The organism is Serratia proteamaculans (assembly GCF_949794035.1).
Lineage (GTDB): Bacteria > Pseudomonadota > Gammaproteobacteria > Enterobacterales > Enterobacteriaceae > Serratia > Serratia proteamaculans.
Genome location: NZ_OX461105.1, coordinates 933,714 through 956,557 on the forward strand (window position 1 = coordinate 933,714; position 22,844 = coordinate 956,557).

The 22,844-nt window shown below is 57.9% G+C and carries 21 protein-coding genes and 1 tRNA gene; 10 read left to right on the top strand and 12 right to left on the bottom strand.

Annotation, left to right across the window (positions count from 1 at the left end; genetic code table 11):
• The first annotated feature begins 41 nt into the window (after positions 1-41).
• On the top strand, positions 42-761 hold the full coding sequence (locus QOT07_RS04300; RefSeq protein ID WP_099064964.1) for a class I SAM-dependent methyltransferase: 720 nt from the start codon (positions 42-44) through the stop codon (positions 759-761).
• Here the strand turns inward: QOT07_RS04300 and rnhA are convergent.
• Positions 758-1,225 carry a ribonuclease HI gene (rnhA, locus tag QOT07_RS04305; protein ID WP_099064963.1) on the bottom strand — a complete coding sequence of 156 codons (468 nt, stop codon included), beginning with the start codon at positions 1,223-1,225 and terminating at the stop codon, positions 758-760. The two genes, QOT07_RS04300 and rnhA, sit on opposite strands and share 4 nt — an antisense overlap.
• Before the next feature lie 72 nt (positions 1,226-1,297).
• On the opposite strand from rnhA, the gene dnaQ reads away from it, so the two are divergent.
• Together dnaQ and QOT07_RS04315 are read left to right on the top strand one after the other, a co-directional pair.
• Complete coding sequence (gene dnaQ / locus QOT07_RS04310; RefSeq protein ID WP_099064962.1) at positions 1,298-2,038, top strand: DNA polymerase III subunit epsilon; 741 nt, start codon at positions 1,298-1,300, stop codon at positions 2,036-2,038.
• A gap of 146 nt (positions 2,039-2,184) precedes the next feature.
• Positions 2,185-2,261, top strand: a tRNA-Asp gene (locus tag QOT07_RS04315).
• 46 nt (positions 2,262-2,307) lie between these two features.
• Here the strand turns inward: QOT07_RS04315 and QOT07_RS04320 are convergent.
• Positions 2,308-3,768: an NCS1 family nucleobase:cation symporter-1 gene (locus tag QOT07_RS04320; protein ID WP_207976435.1), complete on the bottom strand. Its 1,461-nt coding sequence runs from the start codon at positions 3,766-3,768 to the stop codon at positions 2,308-2,310.
• 166 nt (positions 3,769-3,934) lie between these two features.
• Here QOT07_RS04320 and QOT07_RS04325 point away from each other — a divergent pair, with 166 nt between their 5' ends.
• From QOT07_RS04325 to puuE, 3 genes are read left to right on the top strand one after another with little or no spacing between them, the layout of a single operon-like run.
• Positions 3,935-4,684, top strand: a complete 750-nt coding sequence (locus tag QOT07_RS04325) for a GntR family transcriptional regulator (protein WP_283602613.1) — start codon at positions 3,935-3,937, stop codon at positions 4,682-4,684.
• Positions 4,681-5,451: an allantoin racemase gene (gene hpxA / locus QOT07_RS04330; protein ID WP_261415256.1), complete on the top strand. Its 771-nt coding sequence runs from the start codon at positions 4,681-4,683 to the stop codon at positions 5,449-5,451. Before QOT07_RS04325 ends, hpxA begins: the two co-directional genes overlap by 4 nt.
• Entirely contained in the window at positions 5,444-6,382 is a 939-nt protein-coding gene (puuE, locus tag QOT07_RS04335; RefSeq protein ID WP_219015454.1) for an allantoinase PuuE, read from the top strand. Before hpxA ends, puuE begins: the two co-directional genes overlap by 8 nt.
• Positions 6,383-6,442: 60 nt before the next feature.
• On the opposite strand, the gene QOT07_RS04340 is transcribed toward puuE, so the two are convergent.
• From QOT07_RS04340 to QOT07_RS04360, 5 genes are read right to left on the bottom strand one after another with little or no spacing between them, the layout of a single operon-like run.
• The gene (locus QOT07_RS04340; protein ID WP_283604295.1) at positions 6,443-8,680 is read right to left on the bottom strand and encodes a TonB-dependent siderophore receptor; all 2,238 of its coding nucleotides are present in this window, start codon (positions 8,678-8,680) and stop codon (positions 6,443-6,445) included.
• Positions 8,681-8,716: 36 nt separating this feature from the next.
• Positions 8,717-10,045 (bottom strand): lysine N(6)-hydroxylase/L-ornithine N(5)-oxygenase family protein, encoded by a 1,329-nt coding sequence (locus tag QOT07_RS04345; RefSeq protein ID WP_283602614.1) that lies wholly within the window; start codon positions 10,043-10,045, stop codon positions 8,717-8,719.
• On the bottom strand, positions 10,042-11,790 hold the full coding sequence (gene iucC, locus QOT07_RS04350; protein WP_283602615.1) for an aerobactin synthase IucC: 1,749 nt from the start codon (positions 11,788-11,790) through the stop codon (positions 10,042-10,044). The genes QOT07_RS04345 and iucC overlap by 4 nt, the downstream gene beginning before the upstream one ends.
• Positions 11,787-12,737 carry a GNAT family N-acetyltransferase gene (locus QOT07_RS04355; RefSeq protein ID WP_283602616.1) on the bottom strand — a complete coding sequence of 317 codons (951 nt, stop codon included), beginning with the start codon at positions 12,735-12,737 and terminating at the stop codon, positions 11,787-11,789. The genes iucC and QOT07_RS04355 overlap by 4 nt, the downstream gene beginning before the upstream one ends.
• Entirely contained in the window at positions 12,734-14,479 is a 1,746-nt protein-coding gene (locus tag QOT07_RS04360) for an IucA/IucC family protein (RefSeq protein ID WP_283602617.1), read from the bottom strand. Before QOT07_RS04360 ends, QOT07_RS04355 begins: the two co-directional genes overlap by 4 nt.
• Before the next feature lie 137 nt (positions 14,480-14,616).
• Between QOT07_RS04360 and QOT07_RS04365 the strand changes: the two genes are divergently transcribed.
• Together QOT07_RS04365 and QOT07_RS04370 are read left to right on the top strand one after the other, a co-directional pair.
• The gene (locus QOT07_RS04365; protein WP_283602618.1) at positions 14,617-15,840 is read left to right on the top strand and encodes an MFS transporter; all 1,224 of its coding nucleotides are present in this window, start codon (positions 14,617-14,619) and stop codon (positions 15,838-15,840) included.
• A gap of 5 nt (positions 15,841-15,845) precedes the next feature.
• Positions 15,846-16,730 carry a siderophore-interacting protein gene (locus QOT07_RS04370; RefSeq protein ID WP_207976415.1) on the top strand — a complete coding sequence of 295 codons (885 nt, stop codon included), beginning with the start codon at positions 15,846-15,848 and terminating at the stop codon, positions 16,728-16,730.
• Between the two features lie 9 nt (positions 16,731-16,739).
• Here QOT07_RS04370 and QOT07_RS04375 read toward each other — a convergent pair whose 3' ends face one another.
• The 5 genes from QOT07_RS04375 to QOT07_RS04395 form a co-directional block, all read right to left on the bottom strand.
• Positions 16,740-17,033: a CopG family ribbon-helix-helix protein gene (locus tag QOT07_RS04375; protein ID WP_261283689.1), complete on the bottom strand. Its 294-nt coding sequence runs from the start codon at positions 17,031-17,033 to the stop codon at positions 16,740-16,742.
• A 227-nt stretch (positions 17,034-17,260) separates the two neighbouring features.
• Entirely contained in the window at positions 17,261-17,647 is a 387-nt protein-coding gene (gene hpxZ / locus QOT07_RS04380; protein WP_261415267.1) for an oxalurate catabolism protein HpxZ, read from the bottom strand.
• Between the two features lie 2 nt (positions 17,648-17,649).
• On the bottom strand, positions 17,650-19,050 hold the full coding sequence (locus tag QOT07_RS04385) for an AtzE family amidohydrolase (protein ID WP_261415268.1): 1,401 nt from the start codon (positions 19,048-19,050) through the stop codon (positions 17,650-17,652).
• Positions 19,047-19,238, bottom strand: coding sequence for an oxalurate catabolism protein HpxX (gene hpxX, locus QOT07_RS04390; protein WP_099064945.1), 192 nt, complete (start codon positions 19,236-19,238; stop codon positions 19,047-19,049). Before hpxX ends, QOT07_RS04385 begins: the two co-directional genes overlap by 4 nt.
• 25 nt (positions 19,239-19,263) lie before the next feature.
• A complete protein-coding gene (locus QOT07_RS04395) occupies positions 19,264-20,850 on the bottom strand; it encodes a gamma-glutamyltransferase family protein (protein ID WP_283602619.1) in 1,587 nt (528 codons plus the stop codon).
• A gap of 145 nt (positions 20,851-20,995) precedes the next feature.
• On the opposite strand from QOT07_RS04395, the gene QOT07_RS04400 reads away from it, so the two are divergent.
• Both QOT07_RS04400 and QOT07_RS04405 read left to right on the top strand, forming a co-directional pair.
• The gene (locus QOT07_RS04400; protein ID WP_099064943.1) at positions 20,996-21,835 is read left to right on the top strand and encodes a MurR/RpiR family transcriptional regulator; all 840 of its coding nucleotides are present in this window, start codon (positions 20,996-20,998) and stop codon (positions 21,833-21,835) included.
• Positions 21,836-22,121: 286 nt separating this feature from the next.
• Positions 22,122-22,844 (top strand): transporter substrate-binding domain-containing protein, encoded by a 723-nt coding sequence (locus tag QOT07_RS04405; RefSeq protein ID WP_488175598.1) that lies wholly within the window; start codon positions 22,122-22,124, stop codon positions 22,842-22,844.

Sequence of the window (22,844 nt, forward strand, 5' to 3'; positions counted from 1 at the left end):
GGACCTCTCGTTGGCAACGGCTTGAAAGAAGATAATAAATCATGAAACCAGCCCATACTCTACAAAAGCTCACCGGCCCACAGTCCTGGGCGGAGTTGCCGTGGGGGGAATACTATCGTGAGGCGCTTGAGCGGCAGTTGCAACCCTGGTGGTCGAAGCTGTTTGGTTTCCACCTGCTAAAACTCGGTAATCTCAGTGCCTGTCTGGCAACCGACAAATGCGCCATTTCTCATCAGGTGAATGTGGGTCTGGAAGGGGATAACCTGCAGGTGATTGGCGATGCCTACCAGCTCCCCTTTGCCGCCAAGTCGGTGGATGCCTGCCTGTTGGCGCATACGCTGTCTTATGCTGACGATCCGCACCGCATGCTGCGTGAGGTTGATCGCGTGTTGATCGACGACGGCTGGCTGGTGATCAGCACCTTCAATCCGTTCAGTCTACTGGGGTTAGGCAAGCTGGTTCCCGGGTTACGCCAACGTCAGCCTTACGTCAGCCGGATGTTTACCCAGATGCGCCTGTTGGACTGGCTGAGCTTGCTGAATTATGAAGTCCTGCATCAGTCGCGTTTTCACGTGTTGCCGTGGCAGCGTAAAGGTGGGAAGTTTTTATGCACTCATTTACCGGCGCTGGGGTGCATGAGCGTGATTGTGGCGCGTAAACGCACCCTGCCGCTGACGCCAACACCGATGAAGTTCGGTGCCAGGAAGCCTGCTCTCAGCCGCGCCGTCGGCGCGACCAAGAGTTATCGCAAACTGCCTTAACTTTCCGGTTTATAACCGACGTCATCCTGGGTTGGATTACCGGCCGCATCGCGCGCCAGCACGTCGCAGCGTTCGTTTTCCGGATGGCCGGCATGGCCCTTGACCCATTCCCATTTGATGGTGTGGCGCTGAATGGCCAAATCCAATCGCTGCCATAAATCGACATTCTTGACCGGTTTTTTGTCGGCCGTTTTCCAGCCGCGCTTTTTCCAGTTGTGGATCCAAGTGGTAATGCCCTGGCGCACATACTGGCTGTCGGTGCTCAGAACCACTTCGCAAGGGGTGGTCAGAGCTTCCAGCGCGACAATCGCCGCCATCATCTCCATGCGGTTGTTGGTGGTCAGGCGGAAGCCCGCGCTGAAGGTTTTTTCAGTCTGCTTATAACGCAGTATTGCGCCATAACCACCGGGGCCCGGGTTGCCAAGGCAGGAGCCGTCAGTGAAAATTTCTACCTGTTTGAGCATCTCTGGTAGACTCTTCCTATCAGTTTTATAAAAGCCAAGTCTGACATAAACACGCGCTGCGAGCACTGCAATATGATCTCTACAACCACCAGACAGATTGTCCTCGATACCGAAACCACCGGTATGAATAAACTCGGGGTGCATTACGAAGGCCACCGCATCATTGAAATTGGTGCACTGGAAGTGATTAACCGCCGCCCGACCGGCCGTCACTACCACGTCTACATCAAGCCGGATCGGCTGGTGGATCCTGAGGCCTATGGGGTTCACGGCATCAGCGATGAGTTCCTGGCGGATAAACCGACCTTTGCCCAGATTGCCGATGAGTTTATCGACTTTATCCGCGGCGGTGAGTTAGTCATCCATAACGCGGCGTTCGACATCGGCTTTATGGATCACGAATTCCGCATGCTGCAGCAGGGCATCCCGAAGACCGATACCTTCTGTACCATCACCGACAGCCTGTTAATGGCGCGCCGCCTGTTCCCGGGCAAGCGCAACAACCTCGATGCTCTCTGTGGCCGCTACGAGATAGACAACAGCAAGCGTACGCTGCACGGCGCGTTGCTCGATGCCGAGATCCTGGCGGAAGTCTATCTGGCGATGACCGGCGGTCAGACGTCGATGGCATTCCAGATGGAAGGCGATACGCAGAATAATAATTCAACGCAGGACATTCAGCGCATTGTGCGTCCGGCGACGACGATGAAAGTGGTCTACGCCAGCGATGAAGAAGTGGTGGCTCACGAGGCACGTCTGGATTTGGTGGCGAAAAAGGGCGGCAGCTGCCTGTGGCGTACAGAAGTGGAATAACGCTGTTTTAATCTGGGCAGATAATCTTTTGCCCCTGTTAGCTGAAAAACTGTGCAAACGGTTCATTTGGTAAGAGAAAGGCATTGACGCCATAGTGGCTCAACCGTAATATGCGCCTCGTTCCTCTCGAAAGAGAAGAACGGCGCGGAGCGGTAGTTCAGTTGGTTAGAATACCTGCCTGTCACGCAGGGGGTCGCGGGTTCGAGCCCCGTCCGTTCCGCCAACATTCAGAAGCCCTGAGTTAGCAATAACTCAGGGCTTCGTTGTTTTTAATCTTTGCTTAATTCTGCCTTGGCAAAGGTCACTGCCTGATTGGCTGCCCATTCGCGGCGGGCAATGATTCGATAACCTCCCCCACCCAGTGCCGCACCGATAAACCAACTGAAGTTAGCCACCTGATGCAGGCCCGGCGTAAAGCTGATGGCCAGCCCGATCGCCACGGCCGGTACCAGCGCCCAAATCGCATTCGGATTGAAGCCGTTCTTGTACCAGTAACGGCCGTTTGGCGTGGCGTTATACAGGTCGTCGACGTGCAGTTCGCCGCGCTTGATGATGTAAAAGTCCACCAACAGAATACCGAACAGCGGGCCGATAAAGGCGGCCAGTACGTCCAGCGTGTAATGAATCAGCTCGGGTGACTGGAACAGGTTCCACGGCGTCAGCAGGAATGAGCCGACGGCGGCGATCATGCCACCAGTGCGGAAGCTGATCTTCTGTGGCGAACAGTTGGAGAAATCAAACGCCGGCGACACAAAGTTGGCCACGATATTGATGCCGATGGTAGCGACAATCATGGTCAGCAAACCCAGGGCGACGGCGATATCGCTGTCGAGGCGGGTGACGGTTTCGATCGGATCGGTGATGAGCTGCCCAAACAGCGGCAGGGTGCCGGAAACGATCACCACGGTCACCAGCGAGAACAGCAGATAGTTGAAGGGCAGGCCCCAGCGGTTACCGCGCTGCACTTCGGCAAAGCTTTTGCCATAGCGGGTAAAGTCACCGAAGTTAAGCAGCGGGCCGGAGAAGTAAGACACCACCAGCGCGGTAGCGGTCAACATCAGCCAACCCTGTTCACCGGTGCTCAGGGTTTTGCTCGACAGCGTGAGGGACAGGTTGGAAAAACCGACGCGGTAAACAATCCAGCCTGCCAGCGCGAACATCACCAGGTAAACGGCCGGTCCGGCGATATCGATAAAACGCTTAATGGCCTGCATGCCGTGCCAAAACACCATCGCCTGCAACAGCCACATGGTGATGTAACAGACCCAACCCAGTTGCGACAACCCGAGGAAATGCGGCTGGGTCATCGGCTCCAGCGACGGGAAGAATTTCAGCAGCGTCAGCATCAGTGCGTTGGAAGCCAGATAGGTTTGGATGCCGTACCAGGCGAAGGCGATCATGCCACGGATCACCGCCGGAATATTGGCACCGAACACGCCAAACGCCTGACGGCTTAAAACGGCGTAGGGCACGCCACCGAGCTGGCTGGGTTTAGCCACAAGGTTGGCGCAAAACTGCACGATGCAAATCCCCACCAGCAGACAAATCAAGACCTGCCAGCTCGACAACCCGAGGGCGAAGAAGCTGGCGGCCACCACATAGCCACCCATGCTGTGCACATCCGACATCCAGAAAGAAAAGATGTTGTACCAACTCCAGTTCTGGTCACGCGTGGGGGCCAGGTCGTCGTTACACAGCTTGGGACTGTAGTTTTCATTAGGGTTTGGCATAAATCGTGCTCCTCTCAAGAACGTCACCCGGATGTTGTTATCTGTTTTTTGGCAAAGATTGCTGAGAGGGCTTTTGCAGGATCCAGGCCAGACTGCTCATTTTTGTATACAAAATATATTATTCTTGTATACGATTTGATTATCTAAGGGGACGGGGAGCAGCAAAATGATCGGTACAGCGATCGGCACCAATGCCGCGTGGCATGGGCAGCAGGCCAGTTATTTCATTGAAGATAAAGACGATCATATTTACAACTCACTGGTGAAGGCGATTGTTGAGCATCGGTTGCTGCCCGGCAGCAAATTGCCGGAAGAAGCGTTGGCGGAGACCTTTGGTGTCAGCCGCACCGGTATCCGGCGGGTGCTGCAGCGCCTTGCCGCAGTGCAATTGGTTACCCAACTGCCCAAACGTGGTGCACAGGTCGCCACGCCGGGGCAGGGCGAAGCGGCGAATGTTTTCCAGACGCGAAAAATGCTGGAGTGCGCCAATCTGCCGCAGGTGATTGCCCACTGCCGTGAAGAGCAGCTGTTGGTGATGGAACAGATAGTGGCGCAGGAGCAGCAGGCCCACCGCGATCAGGACGGTGCGGCGGCGATCCGCCTGTCCGCCGCGTTTCACGTTCAACTGCAGGCGATCGCCGGTAATCAGGTGCTGACCGAGATGGTTTCACTGCTCACCCTGCGTTCATCGTTGGTGATAGCCGTTTACGGCTCTCCCTGGCAGCAGGGCTGTCGCTGCCACGATCACAGTGATTTGCTGATGTTGCTGCGCGACAAAGACAGCGCGGCGCTGGCGGATCATATGGCCCGTCATTTTGACGACATTGTGGCCAATCTGCGGTTTGACCAGGCTGTAAATGAAACGCCGGATTTCGCCCAAATCTTTGCCGAATCCGGCTCGCGGGAGTCGCTATGACCGCGGGCTGCATCATTCAGGTCATCAATCCGAACACCAGTCGGAGCATGACCGAAACCATTGCTGTGGCAGCCCGATCGGTGGCCGCACCCGATACCGAGATCCTGGCGGTCTGTCCGCAGGAAGGGGTGCCATCAATAGAAGGGCATTTTGACGAAGCCATTGCTGCCATCGGCGTATTGCAGCAGGTGAAGTTGGGACGTGAGGCGGGCGTCAGCGGCCATGTCATCGCCTGTTTTGGCGATCCGGGCCTGCTGGCGGCGCGGGAGTTGGCAAACCGGCCGGTGATTGGCATCGCCGAGGCAGCCATGCATATGGCGACGCTGGTGGCGACGCGTTTTTCCATTGTCACCACCCTGCCGCGTACGTTGGTTATTGCGCGGCATTTACTGCATCAATACGGCTTTGAGCGCCACTGCGCCGCACTGCATGCGATCGATCTGCCGGTATTGGCGCTGGAAGACGGCAGCGGTCTGGCGCAGCAAAAGGTGCGTGAACACTGTATTCAGGCAAAACAACAGGACGGCAGCGGGGCGATTGTGCTCGGGTGCGGCGGCATGGCCGATTTGGCGCGTGAGTTGACTCAGGAACTGGGGATCCCGGTGATCGACGGCGTCAGCGCCGCGGTAAAAATGATCGAGTCGTTGCATGCGCTCGGTCTGAACACCAGCAAACACGGCGATCTGGCTTTTCCGCAGGCCAAACCCCTGTCCGGTATGTTTGGCGGTTTTAACCGGTCATCAGTAAAGGGAAACAGCGATGAGTGACTACCAGTTCAACCAGGATTATCCCCGTGATTTGATCGGCTACGGTGGCCAGCCACCCCATGCCCGTTGGCCGGGACAGGCGCGGATCGCGGTGCAGTTTGTCCTCAACTACGAGGAAGGGGCGGAAAATAGCGTGCTGCACGGCGACGCCGGTTCTGAACAGTTTCTCTCCGATATTATCGGCGCGGCCAGCTACCCTGAACGGCATATGTCGATGGAGTCCCTGTACGAATACGGTTCTCGTGCCGGGTTCTGGCGTATCCATAATGAGTTTCAGCGCCGTGGCCTGCCGTTGACGGTGTTTGGTGTGGCGATGGCGCTGGCGCGTAATCCGTTGGTGGTTGAGGCAATTAAAAATGCCAATTATGACGTGGTTAGCCATGGCTGGCGCTGGATCCACTACCAGCACATGGACGAAGCGACCGAACGGCAGCATATGCAACAGGCGATCGCGGTATTGCGCGATCTGTTCGGCAAGGCACCGCTCGGCTGGTATACCGGCCGCGACAGCCCGAACACCCGCCGGTTGGTGGTGGAGCAAGGTGGACTGTTGTACGACAGCGATTATTACGGTGATGACCTGCCGTTCTGGACCGAGGTGCAGTGTGCCAACGGTGAGACGAAGCCGCATTTGATCGTGCCTTATACGCTCGAGGCTAATGACATGCGCTTTGCTTCGCCGCAGGGGTTTAACACCGGTGAGCAGTTCTTTACCTATCTGAAGGACAGCTTTGACGTGCTGTATGCCGAAGGGGCGGAGTCGCCGAAGATGTTGTCTATCGGCATGCATTGCCGTTTACTCGGGCGTCCGGGCAAGTTCCGCGCGTTGCAGCGTTTCCTGGACTATATCGAGCAGCACGATCGGGTCTGGGTATGTCGCCGGCAGGATATCGCCGACCATTGGCTGGCGCAGCACCCGTTCAAGCAATAAAGAAAGGGCCGATACGGCCCTTTCTTATGTTGTTCGAGTGCGGCAGCTCCGCCCAAAGGATCAGAACAGGACGGAGTAGTTCAGGCCAAAGGTGCGGCCGCGGCCTTTATAGCTGTAAAGCTCTGGCGAGCCGTAAGTTGGGCTATAAAGGATCGGTGCGCGCTGGCCCCAGACGGTGGTGTATTCCTTGTCCAGCAGGTTCTCCACGCTTAAGCTGACTTTACCCACCGGCAGGGCGTAACTGCCGAGGAAATCGATGGTGTTGTAGCCATCAATTTTGCGGCCCTGAGTGGAGCCGGCCTTGGTGTAGTCGCCGTCATCCGACACGTCGAAGCTCTGCTGTGACTGCAGGCGCAGGTTCCAGTCGCCCGGTGCCCAGCCAACATAGGCGGTGACTTTCGACGGGCTGGCGGTGTCCACCAGCAACTTTTTCCACTCGCCGTTGACCTTGGTCTCGGAGCGAATGAAATTGAAGTTGGTGCCCGCACTCCAGTCACTGTCTTCGAAGAAGTAATCGACCGCGCCTTCCACCCCGTAGATACGACGTTTATCCGAATTGACGTTAATGGTCATGTCGGTTTTGTTGATCGAAATACTCTTATCGGACAGAGAATAATAGCCGGCGATCTGCGTGCGCAGGTTGTCGCCGGTATAGCGCCAGCCGAGCTCATAGGAGTTAACCTTGATGCCTTCCAGCTTGGAGTCGCCGACGTTGACGCTTTTGTTCAGCTGATAGTGGCCGTTGTTCAGCGAATAAGTGCCGTTGCCGTAATATTTGCCCGGATCCGGAATTTCGTAGCCCTGTGAGAAGTTGACCCAGGTCTGTTGACGTTCGGTCAGGTGCGCCAGCAGGCCGGCGTTGAACAGGGCGTTGTTGTAGTCGGTTTTCCCGCCTGGGATCGCATCCGCTGAGGTTGCACCGCCGGTAGCGATGGCCTGCTGTTGGTTATAGCCGACAAAGTCATCAATCTTGTTTTCGGTGTACTGATAACGCACACCGCCGCTCAGGGTAAAGATCGGGTTGATGTCGTAACTGGCCTGCATAAAGGTGGCCAGATTGCTGGTGGTATAACCCGGATAGCGGCCGGTGTTATAGGCATTTTCCAGCGTCATACCGCCGGATTGCTGCGCCTTCGACAGATTGAAGAACTGCTGATTGGAGTTAAAGCTTTCATGCTCGGCGTCGATGCCGTAGGTCAGCGTCAGGGCGTCGATCGGTTTACTGTTCAGCGTCAGCTTGCCGCCGTAAAAATCGGTTTTCTGCTGTGAGGCACCGATGCTGCTGACATAGTAGTCCGGCGCTTTGCCCGCCAGCGTCGGGAACGGATAGAAGGTCAGCGACTCATCGCGATAATAAACCTGAGCGACCAGATCCTGCCCGAGGAAATCGGTGTTGGAGTATTGCAGGTTAATCAGGTGGCGTTCAGTGCCTGGAATACGATCCGAATTCAGGTCACCGCTGTTGTACGCCTTGGCGCTGCCGGTCACGGCCGCGAAATTCTCCCCCAGATACAGGCCGTGGTCACCATCGGACTGGCTTTTGTAATACTGGGTGGTCAGCTGCAACTGCTGGTGATCGTCAATATTAATGGTGCCGGTACCCATCACGTCGAGACGATCGGAATACTGCAGGCCGGTCTGGGTATTGTCGATCAGGACTTCATTGCCTTTGCCATCGTACCAGCCGCCGTAACGCTGGTAAGAGACCGACAAGCGGCCCGAGGCATTGTCGTTGCCACCGCTGACCGCCGCCGCCACGTTCTCATCGTGGTCGTTATGACCGCCAAAGCCGGTTTTGCCGCCGACCTGTAGCTCAACCTGCTGCTCTTTCTGGCCCTTTTTGGTGACGATGTTGATCAAACCGCCGGTGCTGCCGCCGCCGTACAGCGAGGTGGCACCGGAGATCACTTCAATGTGGTCGATGTTAAACGGGTCGATCGAGTCCAACTGGCGGCTGTCGCTGCGTGAAGAGTTCAAACGCACGCCGTCGATCATCACCATCATCGAACGGCCGCGCAGGTTCATGCCGTAGTTGGTACGGCCCTGACCGCTGACGTCCATCCCTGGGATCAACTGCGCCAGCATGTCCTTGATCTCTTTGCCACCCTGTACCTGTTGCTCAATTTCCTGGCTTTCAATCACCCAGGTGGTCTGCGCCATTTCTGCCACGGAACGGTGCGAGCGGCTGGCGGAAACCACCATTTGCTCTTCGCTTTTTTGTTCTTCTGCCCAGGCTGCTGCGGGTGCGATCATCGCCAGCAGACAAGGATTTAATACCCAGAGGTGTTTGCGCTTCATCATTATTTTCCAGTGGTTCCCATCATTGGTGTGTAGTTAAAACTCGGTGTAATTGAGCATGGCGTGATCGGGACGGGCTGGGGTGCCCGGCTGCCGACTGCGCCATTGGATCACCGCCGGGGTGGACGTTAAATCGAACTGGTCGCGTCCTAAAGCCCGGTTGAGAATACGAGCCGATCGCCAGGCCATCAGGCTGAGCTGGGGTTCGGCGATGCCGTGACTGTGCATGCCGGCGTTAACCGCAAACAGGCAGTTTTCCTTGGGGCCTTCCCATTCGAGGGTGAAGTCGGGGGCCACGCGATACTGGTCATCGGCCGTGGTCAACAGACGATCCGCCAGCGGCTCGAGGAAAGCCGGGCGATCCTGCTGATAGCCGGTAGCGAAGATCACCACGTCGGCATCGAAAGTTTCCTTACCCTGATCGAGATGGTGATGAGTCACCAACTGCCAGCCGTTGCCTGCGGCCTGGATCGCCGCCAGCGAGCGGCTTGGCAGCAAGTGCGCCCAGGGTTTTTCACGCAGCACTTCAAACTGGTGATACATCGCGCGGTAGATAGCCAGCAGCGAGTCGCTGGTGATGCCGTCGGAAGTCATCTTCTGCTCGGTCAGCATGCGCTGCTTGGCGCTGTCGTTCAGGCCATAGAAGCTGTCGACGTAGTCCGGCGTGAAGTACTCGTTGGCGAAGGCGGCTTCGTCCAGCGCGTTATAGTTGTTGCGACGTGAGATCCAGTTCAACTGCGCCGGCTGGCCCCATTCGGTGCGGAAGATGTTCAGGAACAGATCGGCACCGCTCTGGCCGCCGCCGACGATGGTGACGCGCTTGCCGGTCAGATCCGGGTTGCGCAGCGTCATCTCACTGGCGTGGAAGCAGCGGTCGTTCTGTTCGGTGACGCAGTCCGGCAGCTTGATGCGTTTGCCGATACCCAGACAGACATGGCGTGCCCGGTAGGTGGCTCGCGGGGTGGTGACGACAAATTGGCGCTGCTGGTCGTCAAAATCCACGCTTTCAATTCCCTGGCTGAACTCGAGCGATTTCAGGCCATTGGCGGCCCAGTCGAGGTAGTCGGCGAACTCTTCACGCGATACCGTGCGCAGTTCGGTGGTCAGGAAACGGTAAAATTTCTTCCGTTTCACCAGATAGTTAATAAAGCTGTAGGGATTGGTCGGCGATACCGCGCTGACCAGATCCTTCAGGAAACTGGTCTGCATATGGCAGTCCGGCACCATCATGCCGGGGTGCCAGGAAAAGTGCGGTTTGCGCTCGAGAAACTTCATGTTAAAACCGGCAACTTCACTGCCCAGTGCGGCAATGCTGAGGTTGAACGGGCCTACGCCAATGCCGATGAAATCCAGGGGCTGATTCATTGGGCAAACTCCTTGGTGACCAGGTAAAGAGGGTTATCCAGATCCTGCAGATAGTTTGGCAACATACGGCTGCCGCCATCCTGCTCCGAGTAAGTGAGTTTCACCGGGTTGAGCACCACGCGAATGATTTGCGGTTTAAACAAATCAAACAGGGCAAAACGTTCCGCCATCTCCGGGTGCTGTGCCATATAGCTTTCCAGCACCTGCGCCAGCAGTTGATAGAAACGCGGTTCACTGACCCCGCAGGCTTGCATCAACGGTGAGATAAAACGCAGCACGGTGACGAAATGCCCGGTTTGCAAATCATGGATCAGATAGTCGGCGGACAGACGCACAGTGACGTCTTTCACCACTTTCGGCAGCGAAGCCGCTTCGGGGAAGTCCTGATCCACCAGGCGCATATCCCCCTGGAAGTCTTTCAACAGCACGCGCTGCGGCACCTGGTCTTTCATCACCAGCGTGATGTTCTGCCCGTGGGCGATCAGCGCCACGCCGTAGCGGCACATCAGGTGGTACATCGGCAGCACCACCACGCGGAACATCTGTTGCAGCCAGGCTTCGGCGTCGAGAGCGGAATTGGCAATATAGGCGGCGATCAACGGTTGGCCGAGGTTGTCGGTTTCCATCAGCGTCGCCATCAAAATGGCCTGTTCGCCTTCCTGCAGATAACAAGAAGGGTTCTCGCGCCAGATCACCCCCAGCATTTCCTGATAGCGGTAGGGCGCCTTGGCCAGCGAAGCGTAGGTTGGATGAGTCATGTAACCTGCCGCCGGTTCGCCAAGGATCTCGGCGCCGCTGGTACGCAGCGTGCTGTCTTCGGCAAAAATCTGTTGTAGCCAGCGGGAAGCGGCCGGTCCGGCGCTGATATATTTGCCAGGAATGCCGCGATAACACGAGGTGTTGTAAATGGTCAGCGGCAGCTTGATGTCGAACGCGGAGCGGCGGCTGATGTTGGTCAGGGTGCGCAACGATTGCTGGGCCAGATAGCTGTCGCCGAACTCACCCAGCTCCACCAGTTCCCCTTCGGCCAGCTGCGGCAGGAAGTGCAGGGCGATTTTTTGCTGCCACTGCCACGGGTGCAGCGGCACCGGGATCCAGTCTTGGGTCAGTTTCAGCTCGCGCCAGCGGCGGTCAAAGCGCTGACGTTCGGAGCTATCCATGGCGCTATCCAGCAGATTGGCCAGCGGATAGGCTTCATCAGCACACCAGACGAAGCTGCCACGTTTGGCTGCCACCCAGTGCAGCCGGAACTGGCCCTGGTATTCCGGCGCATACTGCTGCAGCGCGGTCAGCCCCCAACCGCGACGGCCTTTGTTAAAGATAAACTTGGGATGTCCTGCCAGCAGACATTGCAGCGTATCGGCGTCCAGCGCGATCAGATCCTGTGCGCTCATGCCGTGGCGGGCAGACAGCAACTGCATATCGCCGCGCAGCGTGGCGTACAGGTCTTCCAGATGTTCGGCGACCTGTGCATCGTCCATCTTCAACACCTGTGCCAGTTGGCGCAGCGTTTGGTCGGCGGCTAACGGCGATTGATCGCAGACCAGCGTAGTCGGATCGATGTGCAGCCAACCCCAGATACCGCGTTCGGCGCTGAAGCGGTAGTGGGCATCGCCCAGCGCAATGCGCCATTGCCCATCCTGTTGTTCGGCCTGCAGCGTGCGTTCGTATTCCAGTTCGGCGAGGATCTTGGCGATCATCTGGCGGTTAACGCGCTGCCAGTCGGCGTAATCAGGGGTCATCATACGCAAGCCTCCCGGAAGAATTCATCACGCTGATTCATTATCAAACGCGAACGTTTATGTGGGAAATCAAACTCTTTAAGGGTGTGATAGCCGGCGGCAGGCAGGTGGCGGAACAGCCGCTGGTTGTCAGCACGCGGCTCGGCGACCACTCGCGTGGTGCGTGGCTCATCCAGATACAAATAATGCGTCAGGCCGCGTAGCCAACTGCGGATGTACTGTGCGCCGCGGCAGTCTTCCTCACCGACCAGCATATGCAGCCCGCGATCGAATGGCTGCCAACGGTAGTGACGGCCAATACGATCCTCCGGCGCCCAATAAACTTCGAAATAACCGAACGGGCGATCGTCAAAGCAACCCAGCAGCGGGTAGCAGTAGCTGGAGTCCAGTTGACGCTGCAGGTAGGTGGCCTGGGTTTCGAGCGGGCCGCTCATTTCCCAGAAGGCATCGACACGCGGCGAGTTCATCCAGCGGGTGAATTGTTCGGCATCGTGTTCCACTTCCGGCAGGCGGAAGCTCAGGGTCTTCTTCAATTGCGGATCGTAACGGCGATAGACCTCACCGCTGGGCCGTACCGGGCGCTGTGGAAACCACAGGCTGCGTTCGGCGTCATACTGCATCTGGCCAGAGGCACGGTTGCGTTCAGCAATCAGCCACAGCGGTAATTGATAAAAGGTTTCGCGCGCCAGATAGTCACTGCTGGCCAGGGCGAACAGTGCCTGCGCCTGCGGTTCTTCACGCCATTGCGCATAGGGCAAGGTGACACCGCTGAGCTGCGGTGCCGCTACCAATAACTGGTCCAGCGCCACTACCAGCCAGCCCTGCGGCAACGGGCCCGGATAGTGCAGCACGGCGCTGCCATCGAGACCGAAACCCAACTGCAACTCCTGTTCCAGCTGCTCACAGCGAAAACCGTCGCCGGCATGCATCAGTTTGGCGTGTGGCATCATTGGGCAGCCCCCTGGCGCAGCGGGTTAACGAAGTCGAAGTAAATCACCGCCGGATCGACAATGGTGTTTTCGTTATGGTCGTGCAGGTAACAGAAGAAGTTGCCTTTGCAATTCCAGTGGCTGTTGTCGAGCACGTAGTCCAGGCACAGGGTGTTTTTGGCGCTGGCTCGCAGGCCGCTCAGTGCGTCGCGAACCCGGGCCATCAGCTGTTCTTCACTGTCGAAACCGGCCGCGGCCAGCGCGGCGGTTACCGCCAGGCTGGAGTTCACCAGCAGGTAGTAAGGGAAGTAGCGCAGCAGTTGCTGTTCGCTGAAGCGGTTTTCCGCATCGGCTTCGCCAATTTCTTCCAGCCAGGGGCCGGCATCACGGGTAAAGCCGCTGCCCTGACAGTCGCGGTACAGCATGCCGATCGGCAAATCCTGCTGCATCTCAACCAAAATGTTTTGCTGGTGAGCCAGCAACACCAGGCCGTAATCGGCTTCGGTGCTGAATAACGGCAGCAAAACCTGTTGGCAGTAAGCGTCCAGCCAGATATGGGCGGCCTGTTGCAATGGCAGATTCAGACGGCTGGCCAAACGGCGTACCGCTGCAGCCAGCAGGCTGTCGCCGCCATCCGGCGCGGCCTGGGTCAGCGTCACCAACACGTTGGTCTGGCTTTGTGGCTGGTCGAACAGCAGGTTATCGCGCAGCGCCATCAGGCTTTCTTCCTGGATGGTGCCGTCCGCCGAACGCAGACCGGCCCAGCCGTCTTCCTGCATTACGCGGAAGGTCGGATAGCGCGCCTGCAACTGCTGCCAGCGTGATGTTTGCGCCAGACGTGCCAGGCGGATGCCGCGCTTCACTTCTTTTACTGACAGGGTGCGTACCGAGTTGGTCAGACGCACGCTGAGGGAAAACTTGATCATGTCGCGGTTGCTGGCGCTGTACAGCGAGCGCGAAGAGCTGGTTGGCAGCCAGCGTTCGCCGGCTTCGCCCAGATCGTGCAGCAGCCCCTGGGCCACCAGATCCTGACACCAACTCTGGGTCAGCAAATGGTCGGCCTGCCAGGGATGCATCGGCAGCAGCCAGACGTCATCGCTAAAATGGGCCAGCAGCTGCGGGGCGCTTTCGGCGGCAAAACGTTGCAGGCGTTGCTGCAGCGTCAGGTTCAGGCTGTCACCGCACAGTTGGCGTTTATCCACGGCGAACCAACGCAGCGGGAAGCTGGCGCCAAAGTCCGGCAGATAACGGCGTGCCTGCTGTTGGTTGAACGGCTCATGAGACTTCGGTGCCGGGTGGAAGGCGTGACCGACCAGCAGGCCCTGTTCCGCCTGGGCGAAGTTCAGCGGCTTGTCGCGCAGCGCAGGCCAGTCCAGACGGATATCGATCGCCTGTTGGGTATTACCATGACTCTCCAGCACACGCTGACGAAAACGAGCGACCACGTCATCCGACAGTTCGCCTCTCACCGCCGGTTTTTCCAATATCAAGGAGATAAGCTGTTCCACGCTCAGCGCAACGCCGGCACCGTCATCCTGCTGATGCAGGTAGGCGGGGAACCGATATTGGTGATGCTGTGTGGGAGAGATATGGCGTAAAGCGATGCGAATAGCCTGAGAAGGCGAAAGTGGAATGTGGAGCTGCGGATGCTGTTGGTCGTTGGCTGGCGGAATGATTTGCCAGTCCCGGGTTTCACGCATCAATGCGTTGAGAAAACATTGTGCAGCCACGTCGGTCGTCGCGGTTTCAAACTGGATTGTCATGATCCCATTTCACTGTTGAATCAATTGAGAATGATTCTTATATCAATAATATTTATTGTTATCAATCGTCCTATGATACAATTTTTCAATGAATTGAACATAACCTTATAATATTATTAACGGTAAATTTACGTTTGATGCATATTTCTTCTCCCCCAAAATCACCGACAATTGGGAATACGTCTCCTTCCAACTGGCCGCTGGCACTTTGCGCCGGGTTGTTGGGCATCGGGCAAAACGGCCTGCTGGTGGCGTTACCGGTGTTGGTCAGCATGACTCATCTGTCGCTTTCCGTCTGGGCCGGGCTACTAACGCTCGGCTCAATGCTGTTTCTGGTTGGCTCTCCCTGGTGGGGCAGACAGTCTGAAATTCGCGGCTGCAAGTTTGTAATAACCCTGGCCTTAACAGGGTATTTGTTCAGTTTTGCTTTACTGGCATTGGCGGTTTGGGGGCTGGCGGCCGGCTGGCTTTCGCCGATGCTGGGGCTGGGCGGCCTGATCGTGGCGCGGATTATTTATGGTTTGACGGTCTCCGGCATGGTACCGGCCAGCCAGACCTGGGCTTTGCAGCGTGCCGGTTACGAACAACGGATGTCGGCGCTGGCGACCATCAGCTCCGGGTTGAGCTGCGGGCGGCTGCTTGGCCCGCTGTGTGCGGCATTGGCGTTGTCGATTCATCCGATGGCGCCGCTGTGGCTGATGGCGATTGCGCCTTTAATCGCCTTGTTGGTGATATGCCGCCAACAAAAGGATCCGCCTTTACCGCCGGTGGCCCATCAGCAGAATCGTCTGCGTCTGAATATGGTGCCTTACCTGCTGTGCGCGGTGCTGTTGGCGGCTTCGGTCAGCCTGATGCAACTGGGATTGGCACCGCATTTGACCCATTTGTTCAGCCACTCGGCCACTGGCGTCAGCCATCATGTGGCGGTGTTGCTGAGTGTGGCGGCGGCCTGTACGTTGTTGGCACAGTTCCTGGTGGTGCGGCCACAGCGCTTTAGCGCGCCACAATTGCTGCTGATTGCGGCGGTGTTGATGGTCGTCGGCCTGGGCCTGATGTGTGCTCAGCCGCTGGCCTTGTTCTATGCAGGTTGTGCGCTGGCCTCCTTTGGCGCGGCCATGGCGACACCTGGCTATCAACTGATGTTGAACGATAAATTATCAACCGGCAAAGGATCGGGAGCTATCGCCACCAGCCACACGCTGGGTTACGGCCTGAGTGCGCTGATGGTGCCGGTGGTGGCCAGGTTTTATGGTGAGTCGCAGCTGATCGCGGCGGCTCTGATGATGGCGGTTCTGCTGGGCGGTATCAGCGGCTGGTTGTGGTGCCAGCACCGTATCCAGGTAAATTCTGCGGGAGAGTAACTGTTATGTCCGGCGCATCAAGCTACAGAATTTTTGATATCACACTGAAAGTAAAAGAAAACGTATCGCCTTCCTTGCTGCGCTGCGTATTCGAAGGACCGGACGTCCATCGCATGAAGTTAGAGGCGCCGGATCAGCGCATCAAACTGTTGTTCCCGGCCGAGAATGGCCAGCAGCCACTGTTGGAAAACAGCGACGACTGGTACCGCCACTATATGGCGATCCCGAAAGAGCAACGCCCGGTGATGCGGACTTATACGCTGCGTGCGTTGCGCACGGAACACAATCAGATGGACGTCGAGTTTGTGCTGCATGGCGTCAACGGCCCGGCTTCCGCCTGGGCGACCCAGGCCAAACCGGGGGATGTCCTTCAGGCAGTGGCACCCAATGCCGATTTTGACGGTGACAGCGGCGGTTATGAATGGGCACCGCCGAGCGTGCTGCAACATGCCTTGCTGATTGCTGATGAAACGGCGGTACCGGCGGCGGTAGGTATTTTGGAACAGCTGGCACAGCGGCCCAATCCACCGCAAGTGCAGGCGTTCTTTGAAGTACCGGTAGCGGGGGATTGCCTGAATATGGACCGTTTCCCGTTTGCCGAGGTGTATTGGTTACCGCGTGACGTTGGGCACCAGCAAATACATGGCACACTGCTGGTGGAGTCGGTACGCCAGCGGGTAAATATTCCAGAGTCGGCGCGTACGCAAGCACAGTCGCTGACGGAAAACAGCCTGGGCGGCGACCTGCTGTGGGAACGGGCGGAAGGGGCGAAAAGTTTCTACGCCTGGGTTGCGGCGGAGTCTTCAGCGGTGAAGGCATTACGCCGTTACCTGATTGGCGAACGCGATTTGGATCGTTCCACCGTGAACTTTATGGCCTATTGGTGCTGAGCTAATCCTTCAATAGCCGGCTTCACTTTGGTGGCGCACCGGGATCTCCGCGTCGTCACCTCTTTCCAGGTCGACGAGCCAATTATTGGTCTCTTCCTGAGACAGATGTCTACCATTTGCCTGATAGGCTTCCCATGCCTGTAACGCATCTTTGCGCAGCGCTTCGCGTTTTTCTTCTCGTTCGACATATTCACGGATCGCCTCACGCATTATCCAGTGCGCGCTGCGCTGACGTGTAGCCGCAATTTGCTGCACCCGCTGCTTCAGTTGTTCATCAATTTTAATCAATGTTGCACTCGTCATTGGTCTTCCCTGTTAGCTAAAAATAATACCTCAGACGGCTGACAAAGCCCGTTATTAGGGAGAGCGTGCCGAAGGGGTCGTAGCAGCCTTGGCTGCCGGAGCGCCCCTCGGTGCGCTAGGCCCGGGTATCTCGGGTTCAAAGACAACTTTTTCATCAAATTCAGATAGTACCTTTGGCTACTATACGGCGGGTTGAGTCGAGTTGTCCGAATTTCGTTCAGCCACGATTATTCCGCCATCAAACTCACATGCGCGGCGACGATACGCCAGCCGCAGGGCAGTTTGACCCAGGTTTGCATCTGGCGGCCGAGCCTATCGCTGCCCGAGCGGCGGAATTCGGTACTGGCCACCGCCATATCATCGCCGTAGGTGGTGATGACGGTGTTCTCCAGCAGACGATCCAGCCCTTTCGAGGGGCGCTGCTGGCGGAAGTCACGGATCTGATCGATGCCGTACAAATTTTCCGTCGCACCGTAACGGACAGTGCGCCCATCGTGCCAAAACAGCTCATCCAAAACTTCAATATCATTGCCAATCAGCGCCTGTTCATAGCGATAAAACGCGCTGTTCACTTCTGCCAATACCGCCGGTCGATCGATATATTCACTTTTCAAGGTTAATCCTGTTTTCCCGCTAAACCACAGAAGGCCACGCCGCGTTGCTCCAGCGCATAGGCGGCTCGCAGCGCCAGATCCTCACGCCACGGCGGCGCGATAAGCTGCAGGCCGATCGGCAGCCCGGCCGCAGTTTTCAGCGGCACCGTCACCACCGGCAGACCGAGGAAGGAGATCGGCTGTGTCAACATGCCCATGCTGGCGCGGATCGGCAGGTCGGTGCCGTTGATACGCATGGTTTCCTGACCAATCTCCGTTGCGCCGCACGGCGTGGCCGGGGCGATCAGAATGTCCCAGTGTTCAAACAGCGGCAATACCTGCTGCTGGAAATGAGAGCGGAAACGTTGCGCCTGCAGATACCAGGCGGCGGGCAGCATGGCACCGGCCAACAGCCGCTCGCGTGACAGCGGTTCAAAGCGTTCAGGCTGGCTGCGCAACTGCGGCAGATACTGGTTCCCCCCCTCGGCGGCGGTGAGAATGAACGCCGCCGAGCGTGCCAGTTCGGCCTGCGGCAGTTCGACTTCGGCGATGGCCTCCAACGCCTGAGCGACCTGTTGCACCGCCGCTTTGGCGTCGTCATTGCACCACTGCTGGAAATAACCGGCCAGTACCGCACAACGCAACCCCTGTTGACCGCGCGGCAGCAGTGATTCGGTTTGGGTGATTGGTTTTTCCGCCTGGAAGCGGTCTTCGACGTCGGTACCCTGCATCACGTCATACACCGCTGCCAGGTCGCGTACCCGACGGGCAAAGGGACCGACATGATCCAGACTGGCGACAAACGGCTGGCTGCCGCTGCGCGAAAGGCGGCCAAAGGTTGGTTTCAGGCCAAAGATGCCGCACAGCGAGGCGGGCACGCGTATTGAGCCGTTGGTATCGCTGCCGAGCGAAAATGTCACCAGTCCGGCGGCGACTGCAGCCGCTGATCCGCCAGAGGATCCACCGGCAATACGTGTGGTGTCGTGTGGGTTGCGCGTTGCACCGTAGTGGCTATTTTCGGTGGTAAAACCGTAGGCATAGGCGTCCATATTCAGCATGCCAGAGAGCAGCGCGCCTTGCGCCGCCAATTTGTTTACCACCCAGGCATCTTGTTTGGCAGGGGGGTTATCGCTGAACAGGCTGGCACCGGCCAGGGTGGTTTCCCCGGTGACGTCGAACAGGTTTTTCACCGCGTAAGGAATGGCTGCCAGGCTGGGTAGCGTTTGCCCCTGGGCACGGCTGCGATCGAGAAGATCGGCCTCACTCAACATACGTTCGCGGGTGACGTGGGTATAGGCGTTCAGCGAAGGATTTTGGCTGTCGATATTGTCCAGCGTTTGCTGGGCGATCTCGCGGGCGGAAATCGCGCCTTGTTTCAGGGCTGCGCGGATCTCGGCGATCGACAGTGCGCTTAATGGATTCATGCTCGATATACCCCGGCAATCTCCAGACGCTGATCGAGCGGCAGGGCCATCAGCGGTTCCGCCATCGCAGCGATGCGGTTGAATTGGATCAGCAGTTCCTGACGGCGCACGTCATTCAGCTCCAGGGCCAGCACGGCTTCCATCTGGCTGATATAGGTCGCCCAGTCGGTGGCAGGTGGGTGGTTCATCGGTGTCCCCTTTTTGAGAGATCGGTTAGAAGCCGGCGGCGCTGCCGTTGCTGCGTGGATCAAAAGCGCCTTCGAGCATGCCGTTAGTATGGCGAACAATGGCACCGGCGTGGCCGACCGCTTCGCTGAAGTCCGGCAACAGTTCCACGTCGTGGCCGCGTTGACGCAGGTAGGCAAGGGTTTCTTGGCTGAAACGTCCCTCCAGTTTTAGCGAATCGGAGCTATCGCCCCAGGTGCGGCCGAGTAGCCAGCGCGGCGCACTGATCGCCTGTTGCAGCGGCAGCCCCTGCACCACATGGCGGACAAATACCGCCGCCTGGGTTTGCGGCTGGCCATCACCCCCCATGGAGCCGTACACCAGGGTACGCCCGTCATACAGACGTGCCGCTGCCGGGTTCAACGTGTGGAAAGGTTGTTTGCCGGGTGCCAGTGCCAGCAGGTGCGCGGCATCCAGGCTGAAGGACGCACCCCGGTTTTGCCACAGTACGCCACTTTGCGGCAGTACCACGCCGCTGCCGAATTCGTGATAGATACTCTGGATAAAGGACACCGCCAGACCGCTGCTGTCCATCACGCCCATCCAGACGGTATCGCCTGGCCCTTTGCCTTTACCCCAGGCGGCGGCTTGTTCAGGATCGATGCGCCTGGCCAGGGTATCCAGATGTTCTGCCGTCAGTAGTTCTTGCGGATCCTGAGTCATTTGACGCGGGTCGGTGATGAATTGATCGCGCAGGCCGAAGGCCAGTTTGGTGGCCTCGACGATGCTGTGTACCACCGCGCCTTCGCTACGGCTGGCGAGCGGCAGGCGGTCGGTTAGCCCGAGGATTGCCAGCGAGACCAGGCCCTGAGTCGGTGGTGTCAGGTTAAAAATTTCCCCTTTCTGATGCTCCAGCCGCAGCGGGGTGCGGCGGCGCGGCCGATAATCTGCCAGATCCTGTGCGGTGAGCGGCATACCGAGCTTGGCCATATCCGCTGCCATGCCCTGTGCCAGCGGGCCGCGATAGAAGTTGTCCAGGCCCTGTTCGGCCAGAGCGATCAGAGTATCCGCTAACTGCGGCTGACAGAAACGTTGTCCGGCGTGAGGGATTTCCCCGTGCGGCAGGTAGGTGCGGGCAAAATGCTCCCGATCTGCCAACTCATGATATTTGCTGCGGGTAGCCGCCTCCTGCGAGGCAGTGACCGGAATGCCGTCTGCGGCATAGCGAATCGCATCTGCCAGCAGGCGCGACAGCGGCAACTGTTCGCCACCCAATTCAACGGAGTAGTCCAGTGCTTCCTGCCAGCCACCGACGGTACCGGCGACGGTCAGCGCGGCTTTTGGCCCCCGATGTGGAATGTGACTTTCACCAGCGTAAAAATCCAGAGTGGCCAGCGATCCGGCAGCGCCGCTGGCGTCGATCGCCACCGGATCACCCTGCGGCGGAACGATCAGCCAGAATCCGTCGCCCCCCAGGCCATTCATGTGCGGGTAGACCACGGCGATGGTCGCGGCGGCGGCGACCATGGCTTCAATCGCGTTGCCGCCTGCGCGCAGTACCGCCAGTGCACTTTCACTGGCGAGGTGATGTGGCGTGACGGCCATGCCCAATGGCGCGGTGTTGCTGTTAATCATTTCTTGGCCCTTGTTTGAGGTCAGCGTCTGCCTTAAACACAAGCAAGAGACGTTCCATGTTTTCTGCCAGGGCAATAATCGCTTGCCAGCGGGTGGATTGGCCGTGGTATGTTCCGCTGAAACAAAGGTTACAGCTGGAGTAGCAATGAAGCAGATTGATGAACGCCTGCGCGGGGACTATCCGCAGCTCACGCCGCAGGAACAGCGGGTGGCCGATTTTATTTTCGATCACTTTGATGACCTGATCAGCTACAACAGTGCCGAACTGGCGCGCCTGAGCGGCGTCTCCAAAGCCACCGTCAGCCGCTTGTTCAAACGCCTGGGTTACCCGAGCTACCGCGCTATGCGTGATGAATTGCGCACCCTGCGTCAGAGCGGTATGCCACTGACCGATAACCGTGATGCGGTGCAGGGCAATACCCTGCTGGCACGCCACTACAAGCAGGAAATGGCTAATCTCACCCAGTGGGTGAACCATATTGATGCCGAGCAGTTCAACGCGGTGATCGCTGCTTTGGTGCAGGCGCGGCGGGTGGTGCTGATGGGGTTTCGCAATAGCTATCCGGTGGCGATGCATCTGCGTCAACAACTGATGCAGGTGCGTGAGCAGGTGTTACTGGTGCCGCAGCCCGGCCAGACGCTGGCGGAGGAACTGGTCGATATTGATCGGCGGGATGTGGCGGTGGTGGTGGCATTTCGTCGTCGGCCCCGCCAGTTGCGGGCGTTATTGACGCAGTTACAGGTTCAACAGGTGCCGACTTTGCTGGTGTGTGAACCGCAGGCGCAGGCATTGATCCCGCTGGCCAACTGGCATCTGGCGGCGCCACTCGACAGCGTTTCTGCTTTCGACAGCTACTCTGCCGCCATGAGTCTGGCCAATCTGCTCAGCAATGCCTTGCTGCATGAGACGCTGGCGCAAGGGCGGCAACGTATTCACCAGATTGCCGATCTGTATAGCGATCTGGATGAGTTGGAACAGCGCTAAACTCAGCGCCATTTTGGTGCTTTCGCACTTAGATGGTGCGCTACTTGCCCGCTTAATAGATCCCCCTGCTATCACTTTGACAGGGGAGTTTCCTTCTTAATGCCCTAACTTACGGTCACTAAAGCCGATCGTTCCTGACACCCCGGATTGGCACATTAGTTGCAAAGTGATAATCAAAGAATCTTTTGTTTCATCATTTCACCATCGGGGATAATCTATGAACTTCAAGAAAATCGGGGTAGTGGCGTTAGGTGCGGTGCTGTTGCTGGCGCAGGCCGCTTCGGCGATGGCGGATCAACTGCAGGAAATCCAGCAGCGTGGCGTGCTGCGGGTGGCGGTACCCCAGGACTTCCCGCCATTCGGCTCCGTGGGCACCGATCTGCAGCCGCAGGGTTATGACATCGATATGGCGCAGTATCTGGCCGACAAGATGAAACTTAAGTTGCAGTTGGTGCCGGTCACCAGCGCCAATCGCGTACCTTATCTGCAAACCAACAAGGTCGATCTGGTGATTTCCAGCCTGGGCAAAAACGCGGAACGCGAGAAGGCGATCGCCTTCAGCCGTATCTATGCGCCGTTCTTCCTGGGCGTGTTTGGCCCGAAAGAGTCGGTACTGGCTGACGCCGCGCAGTTGGACGGTAAAACCATCGGCGTGACGCGCGGTGCGGTGGAAGACATGGTGCTGAGTGATACCGCGCCGAAGGGCGCACAAATCAAGCGCTATGAAGACAACAACACTACGTTGTCGGCCTATCTGTCCGGCCAGGTGCAATACATCGCCACCGGCAACCTGGTGGTGAGCGCCATAGCGCGGCAGAACCCGACCAAAGCGCCGGTGGCCAAATTTATGCTGAAAGATTCGCCCTGCTACGTAGGCCTGCGTCTGGGTGAGCCGGCGCTGAAAGCGAAAGTGGACGAACTGATTGAGCAGGCGTTAAAGGATAACACCCTTAATGGCCTGTCCGAGAAATGGCTGAAAGCGCCGCTGCCTGCCGACTTCGGCGCATAA